This window comes from Tenacibaculum sp. SSH1-16, from assembly GCF_040104435.1.
Classification (GTDB): Bacteria; Bacteroidota; Bacteroidia; order Flavobacteriales; family Flavobacteriaceae; genus Polaribacter; species Polaribacter mesophilus.
The window spans coordinates 33015-57132 of the sequence record NZ_JBECOV010000009.1; the positions used below are offsets into that span (position 1 = coordinate 33015).

The following is a 24118-nucleotide window of genomic DNA, read 5'->3' on the forward strand; positions in this document are numbered from 1 at the left end:
AAAAGTAATTAAATTTTTGAAGAAAAATGTTATAGTTCTTTTAAAGTTTTAGTTTTTACCCATCCAATTTTACCGTCAGTTAACTTTAATTTTTTCCAATTATCTACAGAGTCTAATATATTAACTTTAGTTCCTTCGTGTAGTGTAAAAATCTCATTAGAATTATTAGTAGGTTCATTTTTAACAGAAACTTCTTCGCTATAAATAATGGCCTCAATATTGTTTTGGGCTTGGTTATATTGAATGTATGTTATAGCTAAAGAGGATGTTAAAAGTAGAAATGAGATAATACTAGTTGTAAAGTAGGTTCTTTTTTTACTTGGAGTATAGGAAAAATAAAACAGTAAAAATAAAATAGAAGCCATAAAAGAAAATACAATAGTAATTACAGCCCACGTATTATAAGTAAACTTTTGTAAATAGTTTTCATTGAGCTTCTGAAATACTGATTTTGGCAATGCCTCAACTCTATCAAGAGTTAAACGTTTTGCTATAACTAAGTTGTTTTTTGCATCCTCGTTTAAAGGGTTTAACTGTAATGCTTTTTCGTAATTATAAATAGTAGGAGCTATTTTATTGAGTTTATAGTAACAGTTAGCTAAGTTGTAATAAACTTCAGATGAAGCTAGGTTTTCATTTTCTATTTGCTCATATAATTTAATAGCTTCTTCGTACTTTCCTTCTTTATATAAAGAATTAGCACTTAAAAATAAATCATTGGCATTTTGTGCCAACATACTAATTGACACAAATAAGAATAAATATATAACTAAATTTCTCATTATAACTGTCTGTCTAATTGCGTTATTACTTGTTTTGCTTTTTCATATTCTTCCTTCATTTGTGTATTGGTAATTGGAGTATATCTAGCAAAATCACAATTGTTAAATACTTCAATAAAGTTGCTAATAGTTTCTTTGCTAACATTTTTATTAGCTAATAAATCAGTAATTTTTTCACGACTTATATCAGAAGTTTCTACGCCTAGTTTAGCCTTCAAGTAATTATGTAAAGCTCTTTCTAAGGCTTCATAAAAAGCTTCTTTATTTCCTAATTGTTTTTGTGCTTCCGATAAGTATTTCTTGGCGAGTTTGTCAGCCTTTCGTAGCTTGTTTCCTAGCACATCACTATTACGTTCCTCTCTCTTTTTCTGAATAATAATTCCAATAGGAATTGTTAAAATAGGAAGCAACAAAAGAATATAAAATAATGTAGATTTAAAGAAATCTTCAGTTTTTATAGGTTGTAAGTTAGTAGATGTTTGGATGTATCTGAAATCGCTACCCGTAACTTTTACGTCTTGTTTAGCAACTGCATTAGTATCTGAATCTGTCGGAATTTCTTTTCCTTCCAAAACATCAACATATAAATCATCTGTAGTGATGGTTTGATACACTTTTTCTTTTGGGTTAAAGTAAGAAAAGCTAGTTTTTGGAATTCTATATTTTCCTTTGAATTCCGGAACAACAGTGTAATTATCTGTAATGGATCCAGATAGTCCTGTTCCAGTAATACGAACGCTTTCTTTTCTTTCTGGTTGATAAACCTCTAGTTCTTTAGGGGTTTCAATTTTTGGGAGTTCAAAAAGTTTTAAATTTCCTTTTCCTTTCACAGAAACCTTAATTTGCGATGATTCGTTAGCCTTTAAGGTATTCTTGCTTAAAGAAACATCGAATGAAAACTGACCAACAGCACCAGTAAAGTCTTTTGGTTTGTTATTCATAGGTAAGGCCTGAGCATTAACTATTTTCTTAGCAGAAGAGAATTCTTTACGGACTTGACGTGTAATTACGTTTCCAAAAAAGTCAGCTCTTCCAGTAGGAACTGCTACAACAATATCCATCTTCATAGGGTCTATTGTTAGCTTACCAGATGTTGTTGGAATTAATAAAGCTTTGTGTAATACAGCATAACGATATTGCTCTCCATTGTATGTTCCAGTTTTAACAGGCATTCCGTTACGTTTAATTTCTTGGTTCCAGAAACCATTGTATTGTGGAGCTTCTGTTATGGCATTATCGTAAATTCCAACATTATCGCTAAAATATAATCGATATTCTACATAAATACCTTCACCAACATAAGGTTGAGATTTGGAAACTTCAGCAACTAAATGAATGTTCTGTTCTGCAATGTAATTAGGATCGTTCGGGTTTTTAGGGATGTCTACAGCATCTAGAACGATAACTTTTATAGGGTTAGAGGTGAGTGTCTTTCCATCAATTTCAATACTCGCAGAAGGAATGTTAAATTCTCCTTTTCTCTTAGGTTGTAAAATGTAAGTGTATGATTGATTAAAGGAAACCTTACCGTTAATCCAAGATTGACTTACTGATTGACTAGGACCACCAACTATTTTAAAGTTTGTGAAGCTTGGTGCTTTGAAATTATCGGCTCCTTGTTTGTTTATTGAAAACTCAATACGTAATCGTTGGTTTACACCTAACTTATTTTTACTAACGGTGGCCGTTAATGCAGCATCTTGTGCATGAATGGTAAATGTTATAAAACTAACTAATAACGATATGTATATTTTTAACTTCATGTTAATTTTCAAAATTGTCTAAAAATAAATAAGATTTTAAAAACTGTAAAATTACCAGTCTTTTTCTTGTTTTACTTTTCTTCCTTTTGATTTTTTCGCATTCATTTTTTTCTGCGTCTTGTTTTCCTCATTGTTTAAACTCTCTAACAATTGTTTCATTTGTTCAGGAGTCATCTTACCTTGTTGAGGTTTAGGTTTTTGATTTTGTTTGTCTTTTTGGTCTTGATTAGGTTTTTGTTGATCTTTTTGATCGTCATTTTTCTGATCTTTTTGATCATCTTTTTTATCCTTATCGTCTCCTTTTTGATCTTTATTTTTATCGTTTTGTTTGTCTTTGTCGTTTTTTTTCTGCTGATCTTTCTGATCTTTATTTTTTTCGTCTTTATTTTTATCCTTGTTATCTTTTTGATTTTGTTGTTGCTTTTTAGCTTCTTTTTGAGCAACAGCTAAATTATAACGTGTTTCATCGTCATTTGGGTTTCTACGTAAGGAATTTTTAAAAGCTTCAACTGCTTGTTCATACTGTTTTTGCTCCATCATTGCGTTACCAATGTTATGATATGCTTCAGCCTGAGCCATCTTGTCTTTTGAAGTTTCAGTGGTTACTTTAAACTGTTCTACAGCTTCTTTGTATTTCTTTTCTTGGTATAAAGTATTACCAAAATTATAACTTGCTTTTTCATACTTACTATTCTTACCTAAAGCTTTCCGGTAAGCAATAGCAGCATCACTAAACTTTTGTTTATTGTATAACTTGTTTCCTTCTCGTAACAAAGCACGTGCTTCACGTTGTAGTTTAAGTGTGTCTTGCTGTGCATTGACCGCCGTAGAAACAGTAAGGACTATAATGAATATTAAATTTTGTAAACTTTTCATACTACATATTAAGATTCTTCGTTAAATAAATCTACTTTCTTCAACCATTTGGTTTTCTTATCAAACAAAAACATATCTAGAATCAAAAACAATAGTCCAATACCTACAAACCATTGAAATTGGTCTTTATAATCAGAAAACTGTTTTGTTTCAAATTCATTTTTTTGTGCGTTTCCAATAATCTTCTCAATGGCTTCTACTGGATTTTCAGTTTTATTACCATCAAAATATTGTCCGTCAGAAGCATCAGCAATTCCTTGTAAAACATCAGGTTTTCTTTGGGTAATTACTGTTTCTCCCATTCTGTCTTTTTTATAACCAATAAGCGCGCCATTTAATTTGATAGGTATTGGACCTCCTTTTTCGGTTCCTACACCTACGGTATATACTTTAACACCTTCGTTAGCGATGTTTTGGGCAACTTGTTTAGTTTCTTCTTGATGATCTTCACCATCTGAAATAATTATTAAAAAACGATTTGTTTGTTCGTCGTTATCATAATAAGTATTTGCCAAATTTAAAGCTTCATTAATGGCTGTACCTTGACTTGAAACCATGTCTGGGTTTGCATTTTGCAAAAACATTTTTGCTGCAGCATGGTCGGTAGTAATAGGGAGTAGGGGATATGCATTACCTGCATAGATAATAATACCAACTCTATCACTTCCTAACTTGTCAATAGTTTTAGATATAATTTGTTTTGCTTTTTCTAATCTATTAGGTGCAATATCTTCTGCTAACATACTTTTAGAAACGTCTAAAGCAAACACCACATCAACACCTTCTCTTTTCACGGTTTTTAGTTTTGTTCCCATTTTAGGATTAACTAATGATAGAATTAAAAATGATAATCCTACCAAAAAGAAAACAAGTTTTAGTACCGATTTAAAGGTTGATGTATTTGGTGCTATTTTAGATAAAAGCAACGGGTTAGCAAACTTTTTTTGAGTTCGTTTTTTCCACCATAAAACTAATAGGAAAACCACAATTATTACAGGAATAATTGCAAAAAGATAAAAATATATTGGTTCTTCTAGTTTGTACATCTTGCTTAAATAAAACTTTTAAATAACGTGTTTTTTAGGGTGAATTCTAAAAGTAAAAATATCCCTGCTAAGAAAACTAAAAAACGATATTTTTCAGAGTAATTATAATACTTGAACTCTTCGATTTTAGTTTTTTCTAACTTGTCAATCTCGTCATAAATTTCTTTTAACTTGGTGTTATTAGTTGCTCTAAAATATTTACCACTAGTTTCGCTGGCAATGTGCTTTAGCAAATCTTCGTCAATTTCAACAGGTTGATTTTTAAATGAAATTTTTCCTGTTCTTGGGTCTTTAGCCCATGGAAAAGGAGCCATTCCGTTAGTTCCAATTCCGATAGTATAAACCTTAATTCCGTTTCCTTTTGCTAAATCAGTAGCTGTTTTAGGATCAACAAAACCAGCATTGTTTACACCGTCTGTCAATAAGATAATAACTTTACTTTTGGCTTTACTATCTTTTAGTCTATTAACAGCAGAACCTAGGCCCATTCCAATAGCAGTTCCTCCTTCTAACTGTCCCCATTTAATTTCTGAAATTGTTCTTTTTACAATAGATTTATCACTGGTAATTGGAGTTTGTGTAAAACTTTCTCCTGCATATACTACGATACCAATACGATCATTAGGGCGTCGGTTTATAAAATCGGTAGCTACTCTTTTTAAGGCCTCTAATCGGTTTGGTTTAAGGTCTTTTGCTAGCATACTAGCCGAAACATCAACAGCCATTACGATATCAATACCTCTATTTGTTTTTGTTTTCTTACTAACAGCTACATTTCTAGGGCGTGCTAAAGCAACTATTAAGCAGGTTAATGCCAGTAGTCTTAAGAGTGGCAGTATGGGTTTGAGTTTGGGTAAAATAGAGCCTTGTATTTTAAAACCTTTAGTACTTGGCATTCTAAGTTGAGCACCATTTTTTTTTCGAGTATAAAAACTCCAAAAAGCTAATAAAGGAATTAATACTAGCAACCATAAAAACTCGGGACTATGAAACTCGAAATTATTCCACTTCATCATCTTCTTCTTGTTTTTTAGGTTTTAAATTATCTATAATAAGCTTTGCGTCTTTTCGGTCTTCCTCTATTTCGTGAGATAAAGGTTTTGATTTCGCAAATTTTACTAGGTCAGATTCTTGTAAAAGACCTTTTAATTTATCAATAATTTCTCTCGAAGTTTCTATTGACTTTGTGTCATTGAAGTCTTTTAAAACGTCAATTAATTCATCAGTAGTGCTTTCCAGGGCTGGAACATGTAGCTCTCGTTCAATATAACCTCTTACAATGTCTGTTAATTCACTATAATATTTTTTAACCTGATTATTTTGCCATAATAGTTTTTTGTCCAGTTCCTCCAGTTTTTGCATAGCTTCTTCATAAGGAGGTAATAAAGGGATAATAACTTTTTCTTCTTGTTCTTTTTTCTTTTTGAAAACAAAGAAATAAAGTAATAACACTATGACAAGAATAGCTATTATGATCCACCAAATGTATTGTTTGAAATCATCAAGCTGATAAGGTTCTCCTTTAATTCCCTTAATTGGAAACTTTTTAACCTTCGTAGTGTCGATAGGGACAGTAGCTACATTAACCAATAAACTATCGGTTAAATAAGCTTGATTTCTAATAAATATTTGTTGTTGAGGAATGTAAAATGCACCACTATCAAACCCTGTTAAAATGTATTTTCGAATGAGCTTGTTTTCAATAGTGTCAATTTTTAATGTATCAATAACTTCCAATCCTTTTAAGTTTTCTAGTTTTGGAATGATAACATTCTCAGTTTCGTCAACAGATATTTTATATAGAAACTGCTCACCAATTCTAATATTTGTGGTGTCAATTTCTGCTTTTACCTGAGGTTGTTGTGCAAAGGCAAAAGAAGTTAAAAACAAGCATATGTAAAGTAGTTTGTGTTTCATTGTTTGTTCTTATCCTTTTCGTTTAAAATAACCTAATAGCTTTCGTACATAACTTTCGTCAACTCTAGTGTTGATAGTTCCTGCACCACTCTTGGTAAAAGTGGTTTCAAAATAATTAGACAAACGTAAAGCATTTGCCCTGTAATGAGTTCTAACAGATTTAGAACTAGTGTTAACTAGCTGTGTTTTTCCTGTTTCAGCATCTATCATAGGAACCATTCCTAAATTAGGAATTTCTTCATCATGTTTGTCATATACACGAATACCAGTAACATCATGTTTATTACCAACAATTTTTAGTGTACGCTCGTAATTATCATCCATAAAGTCAGAAAGCATAAAAACAATTGCTTTCTTTTTCATGATGTTGGATAAAAATTTGAGAGCTTCACTAATATTGGTTTGTCTACTTTTTGGTTGAAATTCAATAAGCTCACGAATAATTCGTAATACGTGACTTTTTCCTTTTTTAGGAGGAATGTATAGTTCAACTTGATCAGAGAACAGGATTAAACCAACTTTATCGTTGTTTTGAATTGCAGAAAAGGCTAGTGTTGCGGCAATTTCTGTTACGGTATCTTTTTTAAATTGTTCAGAAGTACCAAAAAATTCAGAGCCAGAAATATCGACTACCAACATCATGGTAAGCTCACGCTCTTCCTCAAAAACTTTTACATAGGGTTCGTTATAGCGAGCAGTTACATTCCAGTCAATTGCTCTAATATCATCTCCGTATTGATATTGACGTACTTCAGAGAAAGTCATACCTCTACCTTTAAAGGTAGAGTGGTATTCTCCTCCAAAAATATGATTAGACAACCTACGTGTCTTTATTTCTATTTTTCGAACTTTTTTTAGTAACTCTTTTGTATCCATGTTTTCAATTGTCAGTTAACAGTTATCAATAATCAGTAAAGTATTTTTGGCTGATAATTGCTCATTGATAATTGATTAAGGCACTTGTACTTCGTTAATAATAGAGTTAATAATATCTATTGAAGTAATATTTTCAGCTTCAGCTTCGTAAGTAATACCAATTCTATGACGTAACACATCGTTTACGACTGCTCGAACATCTTCAGGAATCACATATCCTCTTCGTTTAATAAAGGCGTAGCATTTTGCAGCTTTAGCCAATGCAATACTACCACGTGGAGAAGATCCAAAGCTAATAAGAGGTTTTAATTTTTCTAAATTATATTTTTCAGGGTAACGAGTTGCGAAAATAATATCCAAGATGTATTTTTCTATTTTTTCATCCATATAAACTTCGTTAACTACATTACGAGCTTTAATGATTTGTTCTATTGAAATTACAGGATTTACTTTTTGAAAGCCACCGTTTAAGTTTTGACGCATAATAAGTTGTTCGTCTTGTAATTTTGGATAATCAATTACAGTTTTTAGCATAAAACGGTCTACTTGTGCCTCAGGAAGTGGGTATGTTCCTTCTTGTTCTACCGGGTTTTGAGTAGCCATTACCAAGAATGGTTCATCCAATTTAAAAGTTTCATCTCCAATGGTAATTTGACGCTCTTGCATAGCTTCTAGTAAGGCAGACTGTACTTTAGCAGGAGCACGGTTAATCTCATCGGCTAGTACAAAATTGGCAAAAATTGGTCCTTTTTTAATAGAAAAATCGTTTTCTTTTACATTGTATATCATAGTACCTACTACATCGGCAGGTAATAAATCTGGAGTAAATTGAACGCGACTAAAACTTCCGTCAACAGCTTTAGAAAGTGTGTTAATAGCTAAGGTTTTTGCTAAACCAGGTACACCTTCTAATAAAATATGTCCATTTCCTAAAAGACCGATGAGTAATCGTTCAATCATGTATTTCTGACCTACAATTACTTTGTTCATTTCTGTAGTTAACAAGTCTACAAAAGCACTTTCTCTTTCTATTTTTTCATTGATGGCTCTTACGTCTATATCCATAGTAATTGAAATAAATTAGAATTTTTATGAAACAAAGCTACAATAATAGTGTTTTTTTAGTTGTTAAAAGTTGGTTAAACCTTGTATTTACAAGCTAAAAGGTGTGGTTCTTTAAAGTTAAGTTTTTGACTATGTGCTTTATGTGTTTGAAAATAAGTTGTTTATAATTTGTTTTTATGAATAAAAAAAATGAAATTTAGCTTCTACTAACTTTAAACTTAAATTTTATGAAGAAAATGTCTTTTAGCAAAACGTTGCTAATTAACGCACTTATTTTTCTGTTTTCTGGTTTTGTTTACGGGCAAACAATAAAAGGAAAAATTGTGGATGTAAATGGAGAAAGTATTCCTTTTGCAAATATTATAGAGAAAGGAACAACAAATGGTACCACTTCTAATGAGAATGGTGAATTTAGTTTAAATATAAAAAAACTACCAGCAGTAGTAACAATATCTTCATTGGGGTTTGTTACAGTAGAAAGAAATATTGCAGATACGAATACTTTTTTACAGGTAACACTACGAGAAGATTCTGATGTTTTAGAAGAAGTAGTGATTTCGGGGTTAGCAACTACAACGAAAAGATCTAATTTAGCGAACACAGTTTCGACAATTTCAGCTGCTGAATTAACACAAGTCACATCACAATCGGGTTTTGATAGTGCATTATCAGGAAAGTTCACTGGAGCAGAGATAAAAGCGAATTCAGGGGCTCCAGGGGGAGGAATTTCTATGAGATTAAGAGGTGTTACTTCTATTTTTGGAGATCAACAACCGTTATTTGTGGTAGATGGTGTGTATGTTGACAACTCATCAATTTCTTCTGGAAATAACATTGTAAGTGAAGCTGCTGGAGGTGGTAATCCTTCATCAAATCAGGATGACGCTTCTAATAGGATTGCAGATATTGACCCTGAAGATATAGAGACTGTAGAAATACTGAAAGGTGCCTCAGCGGCAGCTCTCTACGGATCAAGAGCGGCAGGAGGTGTTGTTATTATTACAACAAAAAGAGGTAAAGAAGGTAAACCTAGAGTATCCTTTTCACAAACTGTAGGCTTGAGAAGTCCAACAAGATTATTAGGTTTAAGAGACTGGGATGATTCAGAGGTTGTTGCTTTAGGAGGACCAGCGAATGCAAAACTAAGAGACTATGAAGCAGAGCTATTTGATCATACTAGAATTTCTACAACAACAAGGTTTACAACATCAGGAGGTTCAGAAAGAAGCGATTACTTTTTTGGAGTAACTTATAAAGATGAACCTGGATTAGTTGAAAATACAGGCTATGAAAAAGCAGCGGCTCGTTTAAATATAGGTCAAAAATTTACAGATTGGTTAGATTTATATGTCACGTCAAATTATATAAGCTCTCAAGCAGATAGAGGTTTTTTTAATAACGGTAATGCCAATAGAACTATAGGGTACGCCCTAGCTTTTACTTATCCATGGGAAAACTTATCTCCTACAGATGGAGTCTATCCTTTTGGAGGTGCTGGTTCAAATGTATTAGAAACAATAGCACTAACTACTAATAGAGAAAACGTAAATAGGTTTATTGGTAGTGCTAAGTCTAATATCAAAATTCTTAACGGAGAAAAAAATAGACTTAAGCTAGTGCTTGAAGCGGGGTTTGATCAATACACACTTCGTACAACAAGTATTTTCCCTAGAGAGTTAACTTATTTTAGAGATAGATCTACTTTAAAAGGAGCTTCAATATCTGGAACGACGAGAAATACTAATTATAACTTATCTGCCTTTTTAGTTCATAATTTAAGTTTAAATAATGGGTTACAGTTCACAACTCAAACAGGAACCTTTTTTCAAGATTTTGACCGTAACACTGTTATTAGTGTAGGAACAGGTTTCAATACCTCATTAACAAGTTTATCGTTGGCGGAAAATTTATCGTCTCAGCAAGTTGTTAGGCTTCAGAGAGATACAGGGTTTTTTGTGCAGGAAGAAATAAATTATGACGATAAAATAATTGGTACTATTGGTATTAGAGGAGATAAGTCAACCAATAATGGTATTTCAGATAAGATGTATTATTACCCTAAAGCAAACTTAGCAATTAATTTACATAAGTTTAGTTTTTGGAATATAAAAGAAATTACTAGCTTAAAACCTAGGATTGCCTATGGAGAAGCAGGAAGATTCCCTAACTTTAATGATCAATTTACTTTGGCTGCACCACAATTTATAGGAGGTGTCTCTGGTTTTGCTCCTGGAACTTTTAAAGGAGACCCTGCCATAGGTCCAGAACGTCAAAAAGAATTAGAATATGGATTAGATTTAGGCCTATTTGATAATAGGTTTACATTAGAGGCTACGGTATACAACAAAAAAATAAGCGATCTACTTATTCAAGAAAATTTTCCAACATCATCTGGTTTTACTAGAAAAATTAAAAATGGAGGAGAGCTTGAAAATACAGGTATAGAATTAGGCTTAAATGCGAACTTTATTGAAAAAGAAGATTTTTCTTGGAATGCAAACTTTAAATGGTGGAAAAACAAATCTAAAATTAATAAGTTAGACGTTCCTGCCTTTACAGAAGGAGGTTTTGCAGCTTTCTTAGGAACTTTTTTAATACAAGAGGGTAAGAGTGCTACGCAAATTGTAGGGACTTATCCTAGCGGACTTACTCCAGAAGAAATAGCTGTAATTGATCCTGATGGAGATGGATTTGCTGTTTATGGTAATGCAGAACCAGATTTTCAAATGTCATGGCAAAACAACATACGTTATAAAAACTTCGATTTATCATTTTTATGGCACTGGAAAAAAGGAGGAGACGGTATTAATTTAACAACTTTTTTATATGATAATGCTGGAACTACGTGGGATTTTGATGATACTGATTTAGATCCTACAGGTACGCTCACCAATGGACCTTATAGGTTGGCGCAAGCAAATGTTAGAAATACTAAGCCTCTAATAGAAGACGCAGGATATCTTCGATTAAGAGAAGTAGGTCTTTTTTATACATTTAATGATGAGGTTTTTAAAGGAGCAGAGAAAGTAAAAGTAGGGATATCAGGCAGAAACTTAATCAACATTTTTGATTATAATAGTTATGATCCTGAAGCATCAAACTTTGGAAATAATGTATTAGCTAATAATGTAGAAGTAACCCCTTACCCTGCATCTAAGTTTGTTAATTTTCATCTAAAAGTTAACTTTTAATCTCCTAAAATAAATTATCATGAAAAATATATTCTATAAATTAATATTAATCGTTTTTGTTTCTTTTATTCAAAGTTGTGAATTAGAGGAATTACCTAATCAAAATGCACCAACATTGGATTCGTATACAGATGGTGCCTCCGCAGCTGATGTCGAAGCTTTGGCAGTTGGTTTAGAGGCTGTAATGAGAAGTGATTTAGATTTTCATTATGAAACGGTAAGCTATTTAGCGAGAGAGTACTACGATTTATCAACAGCAGACCCAAGATATACAGGGGAGATTTTAAAAGGGCCTTTAGATAATAATGGGTTTTTAACAACTCGTTCTTTTGCGGCTTGGTATAGAATTGTTAAAGCAGCTAATGTTTTAATTACAGCTGTAGAAAACTCAAATGCTGGATTTTCTGAGGAAGAAAAAAGCTCTTATTATGGATATGCTAAGACAATAAAGGCATACGCTCTTTTAATGGTAGCAAATAGGCAATATACAAATGGAATTAGATTAGATGTAGAAGATCCAAATAACTTAGGTTCTTTTGTAGGTTATGATGAAGCTTTAGTTGCAATAAAAAATTTATTAAATGAAGCTAAAAGCGATTTAGAAGCGTCCTCTAGTAATTTTCTATTTCTATTTAGTCCAGGGTATAATGATTTAAAACCTATGGATCCATCAGATTCAAGTAAGAGGTTACCCCTCTTACCAAGCGGTTTTTTAAAGTTTAATAGAGCAATTTCTGCACGGGTTGCACTATATCAAAACAACAAGGCAGAAGTGTTAACTTTTTTAAATGAATCTTTCTTTGACTTAAATAAATCTATGTCGTTTGGTGTATCACATGTTTTTGGATTAACAGGAAATGATATTAAAAACGATTTGTTTTATGTAAAGCAAAAAGGAAATGAATTTGTTGTACATAATTCATGGATAGCTGATGGAGAGACAGGTGACCTTCGTGTGTCTAGCAAATCTTCATTGTTAGATACCTCAGGTTCTCATGATGGTCTTACAGGGACCCATCAAATCTCTGTGTATAAAAGCAATACAGATCCTGTGTATCTTGTCAGGAATGAAGAACTGATTTTAATGTATGCTGAAGCTAATATAGGTACAAACAATACAGAGGCTATTACTGCTATCAATATTGTTAGAAATGCTGCAGGTTTGCTAGATTACTCTGGAGGAACTTCAGATAGCGAGTTAGTAGAAGAAGTTTTAAAACAAAGAAGATACTCTTTACTAGGGGAGGGACATCGATGGATTGATTTAAGGCGTTTAAATAGATTGAATTCGACCTATATCCCACTAGATAGATCAGGAGATAATATTATTGATGCCTTTCCAACACCATTTAGTGAGAATGCTAATTAACAATATAGTTTGTTTTTAATTGTGATATTTGATAATGAAAAGGCACCTTATTAAGGTGTCTTTTTTTATGAGCTATTTCTTCATTTATAAAAAATAATAAATAGGATGTAAATTCAATTACCAAAAAAGTTATGTGTTTATATCCAACTATTTTATAAAAAGTGTTCGTGTGATGGATTAAAATAGTAGTAAAAGATAACAAATGTTTTTAAAAGAAATTAGGATGAAGAAATTCTAAATATATGATAGTTTTAAGAAGGTTGAATTTTTATTGAAATACATAGGTTTCTTATTGGTTTTAATGAATATTCTTTTTTCTTAATGTGTTGTGAATGATTTATTTATATATATTCTTGTTGTGAGTTGTAAATATTAGTATGTTTATAGTAAATTAACTTTTTTAACATAAAAAAATAAAATAAATACAGTTATGAAGCAAAAAATAAAACTACTTGTTTGTGTTTTATTGATGTCGGTTACATCAATAATTGGTCAAACGATAAAAGGAAAAATTACAGATACTAATGGAATAGGTTTGCCTTTTGTAAACGTAATAGAAAAAGGAACTACTAATGGTATAACTACTAATGATAATGGAGAATATTTTTTAAAAGTAAGTAAATTACCTGCTACTGTTATAGTTTCTTCAGTGGGCTTTAGAACGAAAGAATTAATAGTTACAGATGATTCTTATCTTACAATTGTAATTGAAGAGTCAAGTGAGTCCTTAGAAGAGGTAGTAATTGTAGGTTCTCGTAATAAAGGAAGGGTCGCAATAGATTCTCCCGTGGCTATTGATGTGTTAGATGTTTCCAAACTAACAGAGTCAGCACCACAAGTTACAGTGACAGAAATTTTAAATTATGCAGCTCCCTCTTTTAACTCTAATCCTCAATCAATTTCAGATGGTACAGATCATATTGCGCCAGCAGCATTAAGAGGATTAGGTCCAGATCAAGTGTTAGTGTTAATTAATGGGAAGAGGCGTCACAAAACAGCTTTAGTAAATGTAAATGGTACTTTTGGTAGAGGTTCAGTGGGTACAGATATGACAACAATTCCTTCAATGGCTATTGAAAGAATAGAAATTCTTAGAGATGGTGCTGCCGCTCAATACGGTTCTGATGCTATTGCAGGAATCATAAATATTGTCCTAAAAAAATCTACAAATAAGTTAGAAGTTAACCTAACAACAGGTGCTAATTTTACAAGTGAAAGTAGTCCAGAAAGAGAGATAGATGGAGAAAAATTAAACTTGGGATTAAATTATGGGGTGCCAATTGGTAAAGATGGTGGGTTTATAAATTTTACTGGAAACTTTGATTTTAGAGGATGGACTAATAGAATGCAAGAATGGGAAGGTTCAATATTTAATGCATATAACTCTATTGAAAGAGTTGCAGCTGCAGATGGGTATAATGTTTCAAATCTATTAGATGATGATTTAGATGATATTTTTAATTATGCTGGTGATGCGGGTATTACATTAAGTGGTACTGAAACAAAAGAAGAGTTGCGAACAATTCTAGGAGCTGATGTTACTGAATCAGAATTGTTAGCTCGTGGCTTAAAAAGAAGTGATTTTAATATGAGAGTTGGGCAATCTAAGGTAAGAGGAGCGCAATTTTTTGCGAACATGGAAATCCCGTTAGGAAATGAAACGTTTATTTATGGTAATGCTGGCTTAAGTTATAAAAATGGTAATGCGGCAGGTTTTTATAGGTTGCCAAATCAATCTAGAGCATACACTCCAGCATATATGAATGGATTCTTACCAGAAATAAATTCTAACATTCAAGACAAATCGTATGCGGTTGGAATAAAAGGAAAGTTAGGTGATTGGAATGTAGATTTTTCAAATACATTTGGTAGAAATGAATTTAACTATTTGATAAGCAATTCAAGTAATGCATCTTTAGGTAATTCAACGCCTTTTGAAGCGAATTCAGGTGGGTTTTATTCAAGTGAAAACACAACAAATATTGATCTTAGTAAGTTTTACGAAGACGTAATGTCTGGTTTAAATATAGCTTTTGGTGCTGAATATCGTTTAGAAAATTATGGTATCGTAGCAGGAGAGGAAGCATCCTACGCGCAATACAATACATTAGGTAATGTACATGATCCGACAGACCCTAACTCAATGGTTCCTGAAGATTTTTTTGGTAACTCAAGACCAGGGGGTATTCAAGTGTTTCCCGGATTTAAACCAGAAAATGAAGTAAACTCATTTAGAAATTCTATAGCTGGTTACATAGATGTAGAAGCAGATTTTACAGAGTCTTTTTTATTAAGTGGAGCCGTACGTTATGAGAATTTCTCAGATTTTGGAGGTACTTTAAATGTAAAAATAGCATCTAGGGTAAAAGCTTCTAAGAACTTTAATTTAAGAGCTAGTTTACAAACAGGGTTTAGAGCACCATCATTACATCAAATATCTTACAGTTCAACCAGTACCTTGTTTGTAGATGGTATACCAAATGAAGTTGGGGTGTTTTCAAACACTTCGAGAGTTGCAAGGATTTTAGGAATAGGTAAATTAAAAGAAGAAACTTCTTTTGGGTTTTCGGCAGGATTTACAGCAAAAGTGCCAAGTGCAAACTTAAAGTTTACAGTTGATGGATATATAATAAATATTGATGACAGAGTAATATTAACAGGAAGTTTTGATGATAATGGAGACGCTGAGTTAGAAAGATTGTTCCAACAAGCAAATGCTACACAAGCAGCATTTTTTGCAAATGCTGTAGATACTCAAACAAAAGGAGTAGATATTGTTGTAGATCACAAAGCAGATCTTTCTGATAATATGAAGTTAACTAATACTTTAGCATTTACATTTTCGAAAACGAATGTAGAAGGAGTGAATATTCCAACTGCTATAGAAAACGCTGGATTGTCTGATGTTTATTTTGACCCAACAAGTAGAATTTATTTAGAGTCTGCAGTTCCTACAACAAAAGGGAATTTATCACATAATTTAAATGTTAATGATAAATGGAATATCTTTTTAAGAAACAGTTATTTTGGAGAAGTTGAAGAAGCAACTAATAATGACAGTCCTAATGTAGATACAACATTTGGAGGAAAAGTATTAACAGACCTTTCTTTTGGGTATAATTTTAATAAGACTCTAAGTTTAACATTAGGAGCAAATAATTTATTTGATGTTTATCCAGATGAGAACGATCCTGCTTTTAGGTCTAGTGGACGTTTTATCTACTCAAGACGTTCTGTACAGTTCGGAACTAATGGTAGACATTTGTTTGCTAGATTACGTTTTGTATTAGATTAATACTAGGATAAACCATAAAAAAAGCACCTTTTCGAGGTGTTTTTTTATGAGTTATATTTTTTTAAAACTAACTTATCATTCTCAAAAACAGCATAGGTATAATACTGAATCCAATCACCAGTGTTAAGGTAAACACTATTGTCTTTAAGTTGAATTTCTAGAGGAAGATGCCTGTGTCCAAAAACAAAATAATCGTGGTGTTTAGTTTCTAGTTTGCGCTTACAATACTGTACTAACCACTCATTATCTTCACCTAAAAATTTAGCATCCTCATCACCAGAAATCAGTTTGTTTTTTACGGACATATATTGTCCTAATCGCACACCTAAATCTGGATGCAACCAACGAAACATCCATTGAAATAGCGGAAATGTAAACACTTTTTTCATGCGTTTATATCCTTTATCCCCAGGTCCTAATCCATCACCATGACCAATTAAAAACAATTTATCGTTGATTTTAAATTCTTGAGGAGAATGATACACAGGAATATTTAATTCTTTTTCAAAATAATCACGCATCCATAAGTCGTGGTTCCCAACAAAAAAGTAAATCGGGATACCACTATCTTTTAGTTCAGCAAGTTTACCTAAAACGCGAACAAAGCCTTTAGGAACGACAGTTTTATATTCAAACCAAAAATCGAATAAATCACCTAAAATAAAGATAGCCTCAGCATCTTTTTTAACTTCGTTTAACCATGCAACAAATTTTTGTTCACGAGGAAAACTAGCCTTAGAAGTTGGAGCTCCTAAATGTTGATCGGAAGCAAAATAGACTTTTTTATTCTCAGAAGTGTTGATTGAAATCAAATCGTAAATTTTGGTAAAAATAAGTATTTTACTTAGAGTTAGCACAAACAAATTTTGGCTACATTTGTTTAAGAACTTACATGAATCCACGTATATGAATCCGTTTGATGATACTTACTTTATGAAAAAAGCCTTACAAGAAGCAGAGTTAGCTTTTGATAAAGGAGAAGTTCCTGTAGGTGCAGTAATCGTTTTTAATAATCAAATTATTGCTAGAGCGCATAATTTAACTGAGCTGTTAAACGATGTTACAGCGCATGCCGAAATGCAAGCTTTTACAGCTGCGGCAGATTTTCTAGGTGGAAAATATTTAAAGGACTGCACTTTGTATGTTACATTAGAACCTTGTCAAATGTGTGCAGGAGCAAGTTACTGGACGCAAATAGGCAAAATAGTATACGGAGCAAGTGAACCAAAACTTGGTTTTAGTGTATTGAAAACAAAACTACATCCAAAAACAAAAGTAATATCAGGGGTTTTAGAAGAGGAATGCGGTTTTTTGTTGAAGAAATTTTTTATTGAAAAACGCAATTTAAATTGACGATAGTTATTCCGAACTTGTTTAGGAATCTCATCAATGGGAATTGATTGATAACTTAAAATAATGTTTGTTGTTTTGCTCCGCTTTCGTGCTCCAATAGCCATTTTTTACGCCAAACACCGCCTGCATACCCTGTTAACGAGCCATCAGAACCTACAACTCTGTGACACGGAATAACGATCCAAATAGGGTTTTTACCGTTAGCAGAAGCTACAGCACGAATTGCTTTTACATCACCTAATTGTTTGGTTTGTTCTAAGTAGGTTCTAGTTCTTCCAAAAGGAATGTTTAATAATTCATTCCAAACCGATTGTTGAAAGCTTGTTCCTTGTGGATTCAATTGTAGATCAAAATCTGTTCTTTTTCCAGCAAAATACTCATCCAATTGCATAACACAATTTTGTAAACATGATGGAGTCTTTTTATGAAAGCTAATTGTAGGCAAAGCATTTTCATCCAATACTGAAATCGACTGGACTCCGTTTTCATTACCTTCAATTTTGGCGATCCCGATAGGAGTTTTATAATATGTGGTTTGTAAGTTAGACACCAAAAACGTCTTTAGAGTTCTGTGTTGTAATTTCCGAAATTTCATCGAAAGTCAATCCATAAATATCTACTAACTTATCCACAACATTAGTAATGTAGCTGCTTTCATTACGTTTTCCTCGGTATGGAGTAGGTGCTAAGTATGGCGAATCGGTTTCTAAGACAATGTGTTTAATGTCTATTTGGTTTAAAAACTTGTCAATTTTTCCATTTTTAAATGTCGCTACACCACCAATTCCTAATTTCATATTGTAGGAAATTGCTTTTTCAGCTTGCTCTAAAGTTCCTGTAAAACAGTGAAAAATTCCATATAAATCATCTCCTTTTTCAGTTTCTAGTACTTCAAAAATCTCATCAAAAGCATCACGACAATGGATAACAATCGGTAGTTTTTTCTCTTTTGCCCACTGAATTTGAGTACGAAAAGCTTCTTGTTGTTGTGGTAAAAATGATTTATCCCAATACAAATCGATACCAATTTCACCAATCGCATAAAAATCACGTTGGTCTAACCATTCTTTTACATGAACTAATTCTTCTTGATAGTTTTCTTTTACTGAAGTTGGATGTAACCCCATCATTAAAAACACATCTTTCGGATAGTTTTTTTCCAAGTCAAACATACGTTCAGTATAAGAACTATCAATCGCAGGAATAAAGAAACGAGAAACTCCAGCTTCTTTAGCACGTTGTATCATTTCATTTCTGTCTTCGTCAAACTGACTTGAATATAAGTGGGTATGTGTATCTGTAATCATTTATTGCCGTATCTTTACGAGACAAAAGTACAAGAAATGGCAAGTTTGAAAAAAGTATTACGAAAAAAGAAATACATTAAAATAAAACTCAAAAAAATGATTACAAATCATTTAGAGTTAGATGCGGAGATAAATGGTGTTAAAGGAAGGTTTATTTTAGATACAGGCGCTTCTAATTCGTGTGTTGGATTAGATTTAATAGAGCGTTTCAAGCTTATTTCTGAAGAAAGTGAAGTAAAAGCTGCAGGAGCAGGAGCGACGGATATGGAAACACACAAGTCTGGAAATAATTCTCTTAAAATAGGAAAGTGGAAAGCGAATGAGTGTGATTTAGTATTGTTTGACTTAACACATGTAAATACAGCTTTAAAACAACACGATGCTGATGAGGTAGACGGAATTATAGGGGCAGATATTTTAGAGGAAGGAAAAGCCTTTATTGATTATAACAAGAAGGCATTGTATTTAAAGAAGCTTAAAAAGAAAAAAGTAAGGAAATTAAAAGTTCCTTTCTAATGTTGTGGCTCTATGTATAAATTTTTATAATGTAAATAGATTCAATACTAGAATGAAAACTATAAAGATATTTTGAATATTTTTATAATAAAATACTGTGATAGCTATGAAAAGAAATAAATTGTTTTTTAACTATTTTGTTTTAGTTTGGGTAATATTTGGTTTGCTTATTTATGTGTGGGAGCTTTCTTCCCTTATCTATAATAAGCAGTATGATGAGTTTTTTACTTATCAGAGATTAAAAACAACATTTTTGCCTTTGTCAATTATTGTTTTATATATTGTTACTTTCTTTAAAAAAAATAAAAACGAAGAATCTAATTAAAAAATAACATAAAAAAATCCGTAAGAAACATCTTACGGATTTTTTTATGTTTAATTGTTTAAATTAATTAGCTTAAAACTTCTTTTATTCTTTTAATTGCTTCACGTAATTGTAATTCAGAAGCAGCATATGATAAACGAACACAGTTTGGTGCACCAAAAGCTTCACCAGTTACAGTAGCTACATTTGCTTTTTCTAATAATAGCATAGAAAAATCATTTGCATTTTTAATTTCTTTTCCTTGGATAGTTTTTCCGAAGAAATAAGAAATGTCTGGAAATACGTAAAAAGCACCTTCAGGTACGTTTAATTTAAATCCATCAATTTCTCCTAATAACTGTAACACTAAATCTCTACGATTTTTAAACTCATCTACCATGTACTGTACTTTTTCTGGCGATGCTTTTACAGCTGTAATTGCAGCACGTTGTGCAATACAGTTAGTTCCTGAAGTAATTTGACCTTGCATTTTAGTACAAGCCTTAGCAATCCACTCAGGAGCACCAATGTAACCAATTCTCCATCCTGTCATTGCAAAAGCTTTCGCTAAACCGTTCACGGTAATGGTACGATCGTACATACTTTCAATAGCAGCAAAACTAAAAGGTTTTATTCCGTAGTTAATGTGCTCATATATTTCGTCAGATAAAATATAAATATCCGGATGCTTCTCTAATACGTTAGCCAATGCTCTGTATTCTTCCTCGCTATAAATTGTTCCACTTGGGTTGTTTGGCGAATTAAAGAAAATCATTTTTGTTTTTGGTGAAATAGCGGCTTCTAATTGTTCTGGAGTGATTTTGAAATCGTTTTCAATAGAAGAAGGAATTTCGGTAAACTTAGCCTCACACAAAGTTGCAATTGCAGAATAACTTACCCAATATGGAGCCGGTAATAATACTTCATCACCAGGGTTTAATAACACCTGAGCTACGTTAGCAATAGATTGTTTTGCTCCTGTAGAAACAACTACTTGGTTTGGAGCATAAGTTAAGTTATTATCACGTTTAAACTTCTCGCAAATAGCTTCTTTTAACTCTACATACCCGTCAACTGGAGTGTAAGAGTTATAATCTTGATTAATAGCTTCAATTGCAGCATTTTTAATAAAATCAGGAGTGTTAAAATCTGGTTCTCCTAAACTTAAACTAATGATGTCTTTACCTTGAGCTTTTAATTCTCTCGCTTTAGCAGCCATTGCTAAAGTTTGCGATACTGGTAAACTTTGAATTCTGTTTGATAATGCGTTTGACATTGTGTTGTTATGTTGTATGTTGATTTATGCTAATTGCGGTTTTTTTCCTAATTCAGCTAAGTGTCTAAAATGCTCTATAACTGCTTTACGTGTAGTTTTATACTCATTATAAGGAAGGTTAAATTCCTTAGCAGTTTCTTTTACAATTTGAGCTAATTTATTATAGTGAATATGAGAAATATTTGGGAAAATGTGATGCTCTACTTGATGATTTAATCCACCTGTGTAAAAGTTAATAAACCAATTTTTAGGAGCAAAATTTGCTGTAGTATATAATTGGTGAATAGCCCAAGTGTTTTTCATATTACCATCTTCATCTGGTAAAGGAGTTTCTGTTTTAGGAACAATGTGTGCTAATTGGAAAACCACGCTTAAAATGATTCCTGCAGTATAGTGCATTACAAAAAATCCGATTAATACTTTCCACCAAGCAACATTCATTACTGCAATTGGTAATACAATCCAAAGTGAATAATAAATAACTTTCGAAACTACTAGTTTTGTCCATTCTTTAGCTGGATTTGGAAATTCTCCATACGATAACTTTCGCTTTAAGTAACTGTGCATTTGTTTAAAATCAGTAGTAATTGCCCAGTTAATCGTTAACAATCCGTATAAAAAGATTGAATAATATTTTTGGAATTTATGAATCCATAACCATTGTGTGTGTTTTGAAAAACGGATAATTCTACCAGCATCCATATCTTCATCATGATCTTGAATGTTAGTATAAGTATGGTGTAATACATTGTGTTGTACTTTCCAGTTATACACGTTACCTGCTAAAATATAAATACTGCTTCCAAAAAGCTTATTTACCCATTTTTTACTAGAAAAAGATTCGTGATTGGCATCGTGCATCACATTCATTCCTACTCCAGCCATTCCAATACCCATTACAATAGCAAGAGCTAATTTTATCCATTGCGACATATCAACAGTTAAAATTAATATGAATGGAATGATAAAAGTAGCTAACATAATGATAGCTTTTGAATATAGTTTCCAGTTACCTGTACGCTTAATGTTGTTTTCTTTAAAGTAAGTGTTAACTCTTTTATTCAGAGTTCTAAAAAACTTGGCTTTGTCTATTCTTGAGAAGTTTACTGTCTTCATTTATTGTTTGTTTGTACCGCAAAAATAAACGTTTTTGGTTCACGGTTATTGCTAAAGCTTAACTTTTTAACTAGATTAATATCTTTTGCAGAAAAATTAACAATACCAATTAGTTTTTTATTTTTGCAACGGAAAAAATCACTTCATGGAATCCTCCTATAGAGGAATTATTGAATAGACAGAGTCTGTTGTAATACCAAAAGAGAAGAAATTTTATAGTAGGTAGTATTTTGTACTGATTAATATGTCTCAATAGGTTACCTAAAAAAGTAAGTGCTTAATTTAAATACAGATTGGTTTGAAACTTGTAAAAAAATACTTTGACAATTTATCGGAAACACAATTAGAGCAATTTTCTAAGTTGCAAGAATTGTATGAAGACTGGAACTTAAAAATTAATGTAGTTTCTCGTAAAGATATTGATGAGTTGTATTTACGTCACGTATTACATTCGTTAGGAATTGCAAAGGTGATGGAGTTTAAAGCTGGAGCCAAAGTGATGGATGTAGGTACAGGAGGAGGTTTTCCAGGAATTCCGTTAGCTATTTTATTTCCTGAAACCCAATTTCATTTGGTAGATTCTATCGGAAAGAAAATTAAAGTAGTAAATGAAGTTGCTGAAGGTTTAGGTTTACAGAATGTGAAAACAACTCATGGGCGTGTTGAAGAAGTTGATGATACGTACGATTTTATAGTAAGTAGAGCAGTAGCGCAAATGGAAACATTTCACCGTTGGGTGAAAAATAAAGTGCATAAAAAACAAAATCATGCACTTAAAAACGGAATTTTATATTTAAAAGGTGGTGACCTTACGGAAGAACTTGCGAACTTTCCTAAAGCCACCATTTATGATTTACCAGACTTTTTTGAAGAAGATTTCTTCGAAACTAAAAAAGTGGTGCATTTACCTATGAAATATAAAGGTTAAGCTTTTACAGAAGAAAAAACATAGTGCATTTCAGCAGCAATTTGTAGGCTACGCTCTAAGTATTTCTCTTTTTCTAAAGGTGTACCATCATGTAGTTTAGGGTCTTCATAAGTAACAGGTACTCTTTTATCAGCACCAGCAATGAATGGACAACCCTCATCGGCTTGTGAACAAGTCATGATAGCGCAAAAAGCTGAGCTTGGATTAAAGCCATTATCATACTTTTTAGAAAAACCTATAATAGGTGATGCGTTATCAGCATATTTTACCGCGTATATAGGATTTGTTCCATCAGATAATTGTTGAATTTGAAATCCGTTATCAACCAAAGTGTTTACTACTATTTCGTTCATCTCTGTAGCTTCTGTACCGCCAGAGTATGCGTTTACATTTGGTATTTGATAATAAAAAGTCATCGTTTGTGCCCATACTTGCGACAAATGACTTCTTCTTGAATTATGAGTACAAATAAAATTCAGGTTTATAAGTCCTTTATTATCCAGTTTTTCTTGAATGTAACTTATAAGCGGTTGTAAAACTTGTTTTCGCTCTTCCGAAACAGTTGGTAAACTTGAAAGAGTTTGTTGTATTTCAGTAAATAGTGTTGAGGTTTGTGTTTTCATATTAGCAGCATCCAGAGTTAGGTTCACAAGTAGTTTGTTTTTGTAAGTCAGATAGCTTTACTCTTGGTTTTTCTTGTGGAATTCCGCAGTTATCTTTCGCCAAACAATCTGTTTGTTTTGTTGTTAGTAAAAAGTAGGTTCCGTCAAAATCTAGCCCGTATTTACCAATCGTACTTCCTTGATATTCCACTTCAATTTCTAAGTTAGGTGAAATGTTTAATGTCTTTTCAGATAATTCTATAATAGATATTAGTTTCTCAGGGTGTAATCGATGATCATAATCATTTGCGTTCCAAAGCTGAAAGTTAACCACTTCTTCATTTCTTACCACTCCACCACAATCGATAAAGTTTTTAGTAACTCTACCAACTTCCGTCACATGAAAATGGTTAGGGACCAAACTACCATCAGGAAGTTGAAAGGCAATAGTTTTTAAGTTTTCTAGATGTTTTTTTATTTCAGATAAATTCATTTTAATATATTTTTATATTGCAATATTACGATTAATAAGTTTA

At 32.2% G+C, this 24118-nt stretch carries 21 protein-coding genes; 6 read left to right on the forward strand and 15 right to left on the reverse strand.

Annotated elements, in window-relative coordinates; genetic code table 11:
- Positions 1-29 precede the first annotated feature (29 nt).
- The 8 genes from ABMY20_RS11530 to ABMY20_RS11565 all read right to left on the reverse strand — a co-directional run bounded on the left by ABMY20_RS11530 (position 30) and on the right by ABMY20_RS11565 (position 8325).
- A complete protein-coding gene (locus tag ABMY20_RS11530; RefSeq protein ID WP_253055466.1) occupies positions 30-782 on the reverse strand; it encodes a CDC27 family protein in 753 nt (250 codons plus the stop codon).
- A complete protein-coding gene (locus ABMY20_RS11535; protein WP_073182500.1) occupies positions 782-2545 on the reverse strand; it encodes a BatD family protein in 1764 nt (587 codons plus the stop codon). The genes ABMY20_RS11530 and ABMY20_RS11535 overlap by 1 nt, the downstream gene beginning before the upstream one ends.
- A 51-nt stretch (positions 2546-2596) precedes the next feature.
- Complete coding sequence (locus ABMY20_RS11540; RefSeq protein ID WP_047788270.1) at positions 2597-3421, reverse strand: tetratricopeptide repeat protein; 825 nt, start codon at positions 3419-3421, stop codon at positions 2597-2599.
- Between the two features lie 8 nt (positions 3422-3429).
- A complete protein-coding gene (locus ABMY20_RS11545; RefSeq protein WP_172644826.1) occupies positions 3430-4467 on the reverse strand; it encodes a VWA domain-containing protein in 1038 nt (345 codons plus the stop codon).
- Between the two features lie 5 nt (positions 4468-4472).
- Entirely contained in the window at positions 4473-5480 is a 1008-nt protein-coding gene (locus ABMY20_RS11550; RefSeq protein ID WP_047788272.1) for a VWA domain-containing protein, read from the reverse strand.
- A complete protein-coding gene (locus tag ABMY20_RS11555; protein WP_173359295.1) occupies positions 5467-6384 on the reverse strand; it encodes a hypothetical protein in 918 nt (305 codons plus the stop codon). The genes ABMY20_RS11550 and ABMY20_RS11555 overlap by 14 nt, the downstream gene beginning before the upstream one ends.
- A gap of 9 nt (positions 6385-6393) precedes the next feature.
- Positions 6394-7260 carry a DUF58 domain-containing protein gene (locus ABMY20_RS11560; RefSeq protein ID WP_173359296.1) on the reverse strand — a complete coding sequence of 289 codons (867 nt, stop codon included), beginning with the start codon at positions 7258-7260 and terminating at the stop codon, positions 6394-6396.
- 75 nt (positions 7261-7335) lie between these two features.
- Complete coding sequence (locus tag ABMY20_RS11565; protein ID WP_047788275.1) at positions 7336-8325, reverse strand: AAA family ATPase; 990 nt, start codon at positions 8323-8325, stop codon at positions 7336-7338.
- 227 nt (positions 8326-8552) lie between these two features.
- Between ABMY20_RS11565 and ABMY20_RS11570 the strand changes: the two genes are divergently transcribed.
- From ABMY20_RS11570 to ABMY20_RS11580, 3 genes are all read left to right on the forward strand, one after another.
- Entirely contained in the window at positions 8553-11516 is a 2964-nt protein-coding gene (locus ABMY20_RS11570; protein ID WP_349265347.1) for a SusC/RagA family TonB-linked outer membrane protein, read from the forward strand.
- Between the two features lie 19 nt (positions 11517-11535).
- Positions 11536-12885 (forward strand): RagB/SusD family nutrient uptake outer membrane protein, encoded by a 1350-nt coding sequence (locus tag ABMY20_RS11575; RefSeq protein ID WP_349265348.1) that lies wholly within the window; start codon positions 11536-11538, stop codon positions 12883-12885.
- Positions 12886-13315: 430 nt separating this feature from the next.
- Positions 13316-16180 carry a TonB-dependent receptor gene (locus tag ABMY20_RS11580; protein WP_349265349.1) on the forward strand — a complete coding sequence of 955 codons (2865 nt, stop codon included), beginning with the start codon at positions 13316-13318 and terminating at the stop codon, positions 16178-16180.
- Between the two features lie 44 nt (positions 16181-16224).
- On the opposite strand, the gene ABMY20_RS11585 is transcribed toward ABMY20_RS11580, so the two are convergent.
- On the reverse strand, positions 16225-16992 hold the full coding sequence (locus tag ABMY20_RS11585; RefSeq protein WP_349265350.1) for a UDP-2,3-diacylglucosamine diphosphatase: 768 nt from the start codon (positions 16990-16992) through the stop codon (positions 16225-16227).
- Between the two features lie 94 nt (positions 16993-17086).
- On the opposite strand from ABMY20_RS11585, the gene ABMY20_RS11590 reads away from it, so the two are divergent.
- The gene (locus ABMY20_RS11590) at positions 17087-17533 is read left to right on the forward strand and encodes a nucleoside deaminase (protein ID WP_125344123.1); all 447 of its coding nucleotides are present in this window, start codon (positions 17087-17089) and stop codon (positions 17531-17533) included.
- A 55-nt stretch (positions 17534-17588) separates the two neighbouring features.
- Here the strand turns inward: ABMY20_RS11590 and ABMY20_RS11595 are convergent, their stop codons facing one another.
- Both ABMY20_RS11595 and ABMY20_RS11600 read right to left on the reverse strand, forming a co-directional pair.
- Positions 17589-18083, reverse strand: coding sequence for a methylated-DNA--[protein]-cysteine S-methyltransferase (locus ABMY20_RS11595; RefSeq protein WP_239178456.1), 495 nt, complete (start codon positions 18081-18083; stop codon positions 17589-17591).
- The gene (locus ABMY20_RS11600) at positions 18076-18840 is read right to left on the reverse strand and encodes a TatD family hydrolase (RefSeq protein ID WP_073182507.1); all 765 of its coding nucleotides are present in this window, start codon (positions 18838-18840) and stop codon (positions 18076-18078) included. Before ABMY20_RS11600 ends, ABMY20_RS11595 begins: the two co-directional genes overlap by 8 nt.
- A 36-nt stretch (positions 18841-18876) precedes the next feature.
- On the opposite strand from ABMY20_RS11600, the gene ABMY20_RS11605 reads away from it, so the two are divergent.
- On the forward strand, positions 18877-19356 hold the full coding sequence (locus tag ABMY20_RS11605; protein ID WP_073182508.1) for a retropepsin-like aspartic protease: 480 nt from the start codon (positions 18877-18879) through the stop codon (positions 19354-19356).
- A gap of 392 nt (positions 19357-19748) precedes the next feature.
- Here ABMY20_RS11605 and ABMY20_RS11610 read toward each other — a convergent pair whose 3' ends face one another.
- Positions 19749-20936, reverse strand: a complete 1188-nt coding sequence (locus ABMY20_RS11610) for a pyridoxal phosphate-dependent aminotransferase (RefSeq protein ID WP_173359302.1) — start codon at positions 20934-20936, stop codon at positions 19749-19751.
- A 24-nt stretch (positions 20937-20960) separates the two neighbouring features.
- On the reverse strand, positions 20961-22052 hold the full coding sequence (locus ABMY20_RS11615; protein WP_349265351.1) for an acyl-CoA desaturase: 1092 nt from the start codon (positions 22050-22052) through the stop codon (positions 20961-20963).
- Between the two features lie 298 nt (positions 22053-22350).
- Between ABMY20_RS11615 and rsmG the strand changes: the two genes are divergently transcribed.
- A complete protein-coding gene (gene rsmG, locus ABMY20_RS11620) occupies positions 22351-22980 on the forward strand; it encodes a 16S rRNA (guanine(527)-N(7))-methyltransferase RsmG (RefSeq protein WP_047788308.1) in 630 nt (209 codons plus the stop codon).
- Here rsmG and ABMY20_RS11625 read toward each other — a convergent pair.
- Together ABMY20_RS11625 and ABMY20_RS11630 are read right to left on the reverse strand one after the other, a co-directional pair.
- Entirely contained in the window at positions 22977-23603 is a 627-nt protein-coding gene (locus ABMY20_RS11625; protein ID WP_349265374.1) for a protein-tyrosine-phosphatase, read from the reverse strand. The genes rsmG and ABMY20_RS11625 overlap by 4 nt on opposite strands.
- Position 23604: 1 nt before the next feature.
- A complete protein-coding gene (locus ABMY20_RS11630) occupies positions 23605-24075 on the reverse strand; it encodes a DUF6428 family protein (RefSeq protein WP_073182529.1) in 471 nt (156 codons plus the stop codon).
- Positions 24076-24118: the final 43 nt, after the last annotated feature.

Coding starts and splice junctions, on each gene's coding strand:
- ABMY20_RS11530 (WP_253055466.1), bottom strand. CDS start 782: ATGAGAAATTTAGTTATATATTTATTCTTATTTGTGTCAATTAGTATG.
- ABMY20_RS11535 (WP_073182500.1), bottom strand. CDS start 2,545: ATGAAGTTAAAAATATACATATCGTTATTAGTTAGTTTTATAACATTT.
- ABMY20_RS11540 (WP_047788270.1), bottom strand. CDS start 3,421: ATGAAAAGTTTACAAAATTTAATATTCATTATAGTCCTTACTGTTTCT.
- ABMY20_RS11545 (WP_172644826.1), bottom strand. CDS start 4,467: ATGTACAAACTAGAAGAACCAATATATTTTTATCTTTTTGCAATTATT.
- ABMY20_RS11550 (WP_047788272.1), bottom strand. CDS start 5,480: ATGAAGTGGAATAATTTCGAGTTTCATAGTCCCGAGTTTTTATGGTTG.
- ABMY20_RS11555 (WP_173359295.1), bottom strand. CDS start 6,384: ATGAAACACAAACTACTTTACATATGCTTGTTTTTAACTTCTTTTGCC.
- ABMY20_RS11560 (WP_173359296.1), bottom strand. CDS start 7,260: ATGGATACAAAAGAGTTACTAAAAAAAGTTCGAAAAATAGAAATAAAG.
- ABMY20_RS11565 (WP_047788275.1), bottom strand. CDS start 8,325: ATGGATATAGACGTAAGAGCCATCAATGAAAAAATAGAAAGAGAAAGT.
- ABMY20_RS11570 (WP_349265347.1), top strand. CDS start 8,553: ATGAAGAAAATGTCTTTTAGCAAAACGTTGCTAATTAACGCACTTATT.
- ABMY20_RS11575 (WP_349265348.1), top strand. CDS start 11,536: ATGAAAAATATATTCTATAAATTAATATTAATCGTTTTTGTTTCTTTT.
- ABMY20_RS11580 (WP_349265349.1), top strand. CDS start 13,316: ATGAAGCAAAAAATAAAACTACTTGTTTGTGTTTTATTGATGTCGGTT.
- ABMY20_RS11590 (WP_125344123.1), top strand. CDS start 17,087: ATGAATCCGTTTGATGATACTTACTTTATGAAAAAAGCCTTACAAGAA.
- ABMY20_RS11600 (WP_073182507.1), bottom strand. CDS start 18,840: ATGATTACAGATACACATACCCACTTATATTCAAGTCAGTTTGACGAA.
- ABMY20_RS11605 (WP_073182508.1), top strand. CDS start 18,877: ATGGCAAGTTTGAAAAAAGTATTACGAAAAAAGAAATACATTAAAATA.
- ABMY20_RS11610 (WP_173359302.1), bottom strand. CDS start 20,936: ATGTCAAACGCATTATCAAACAGAATTCAAAGTTTACCAGTATCGCAA.
- ABMY20_RS11615 (WP_349265351.1), bottom strand. CDS start 22,052: ATGAAGACAGTAAACTTCTCAAGAATAGACAAAGCCAAGTTTTTTAGA.
- ABMY20_RS11625 (WP_349265374.1), bottom strand. CDS start 23,603: ATGAAAACACAAACCTCAACACTATTTACTGAAATACAACAAACTCTT.
- ABMY20_RS11630 (WP_073182529.1), bottom strand. CDS start 24,075: ATGAATTTATCTGAAATAAAAAAACATCTAGAAAACTTAAAAACTATT.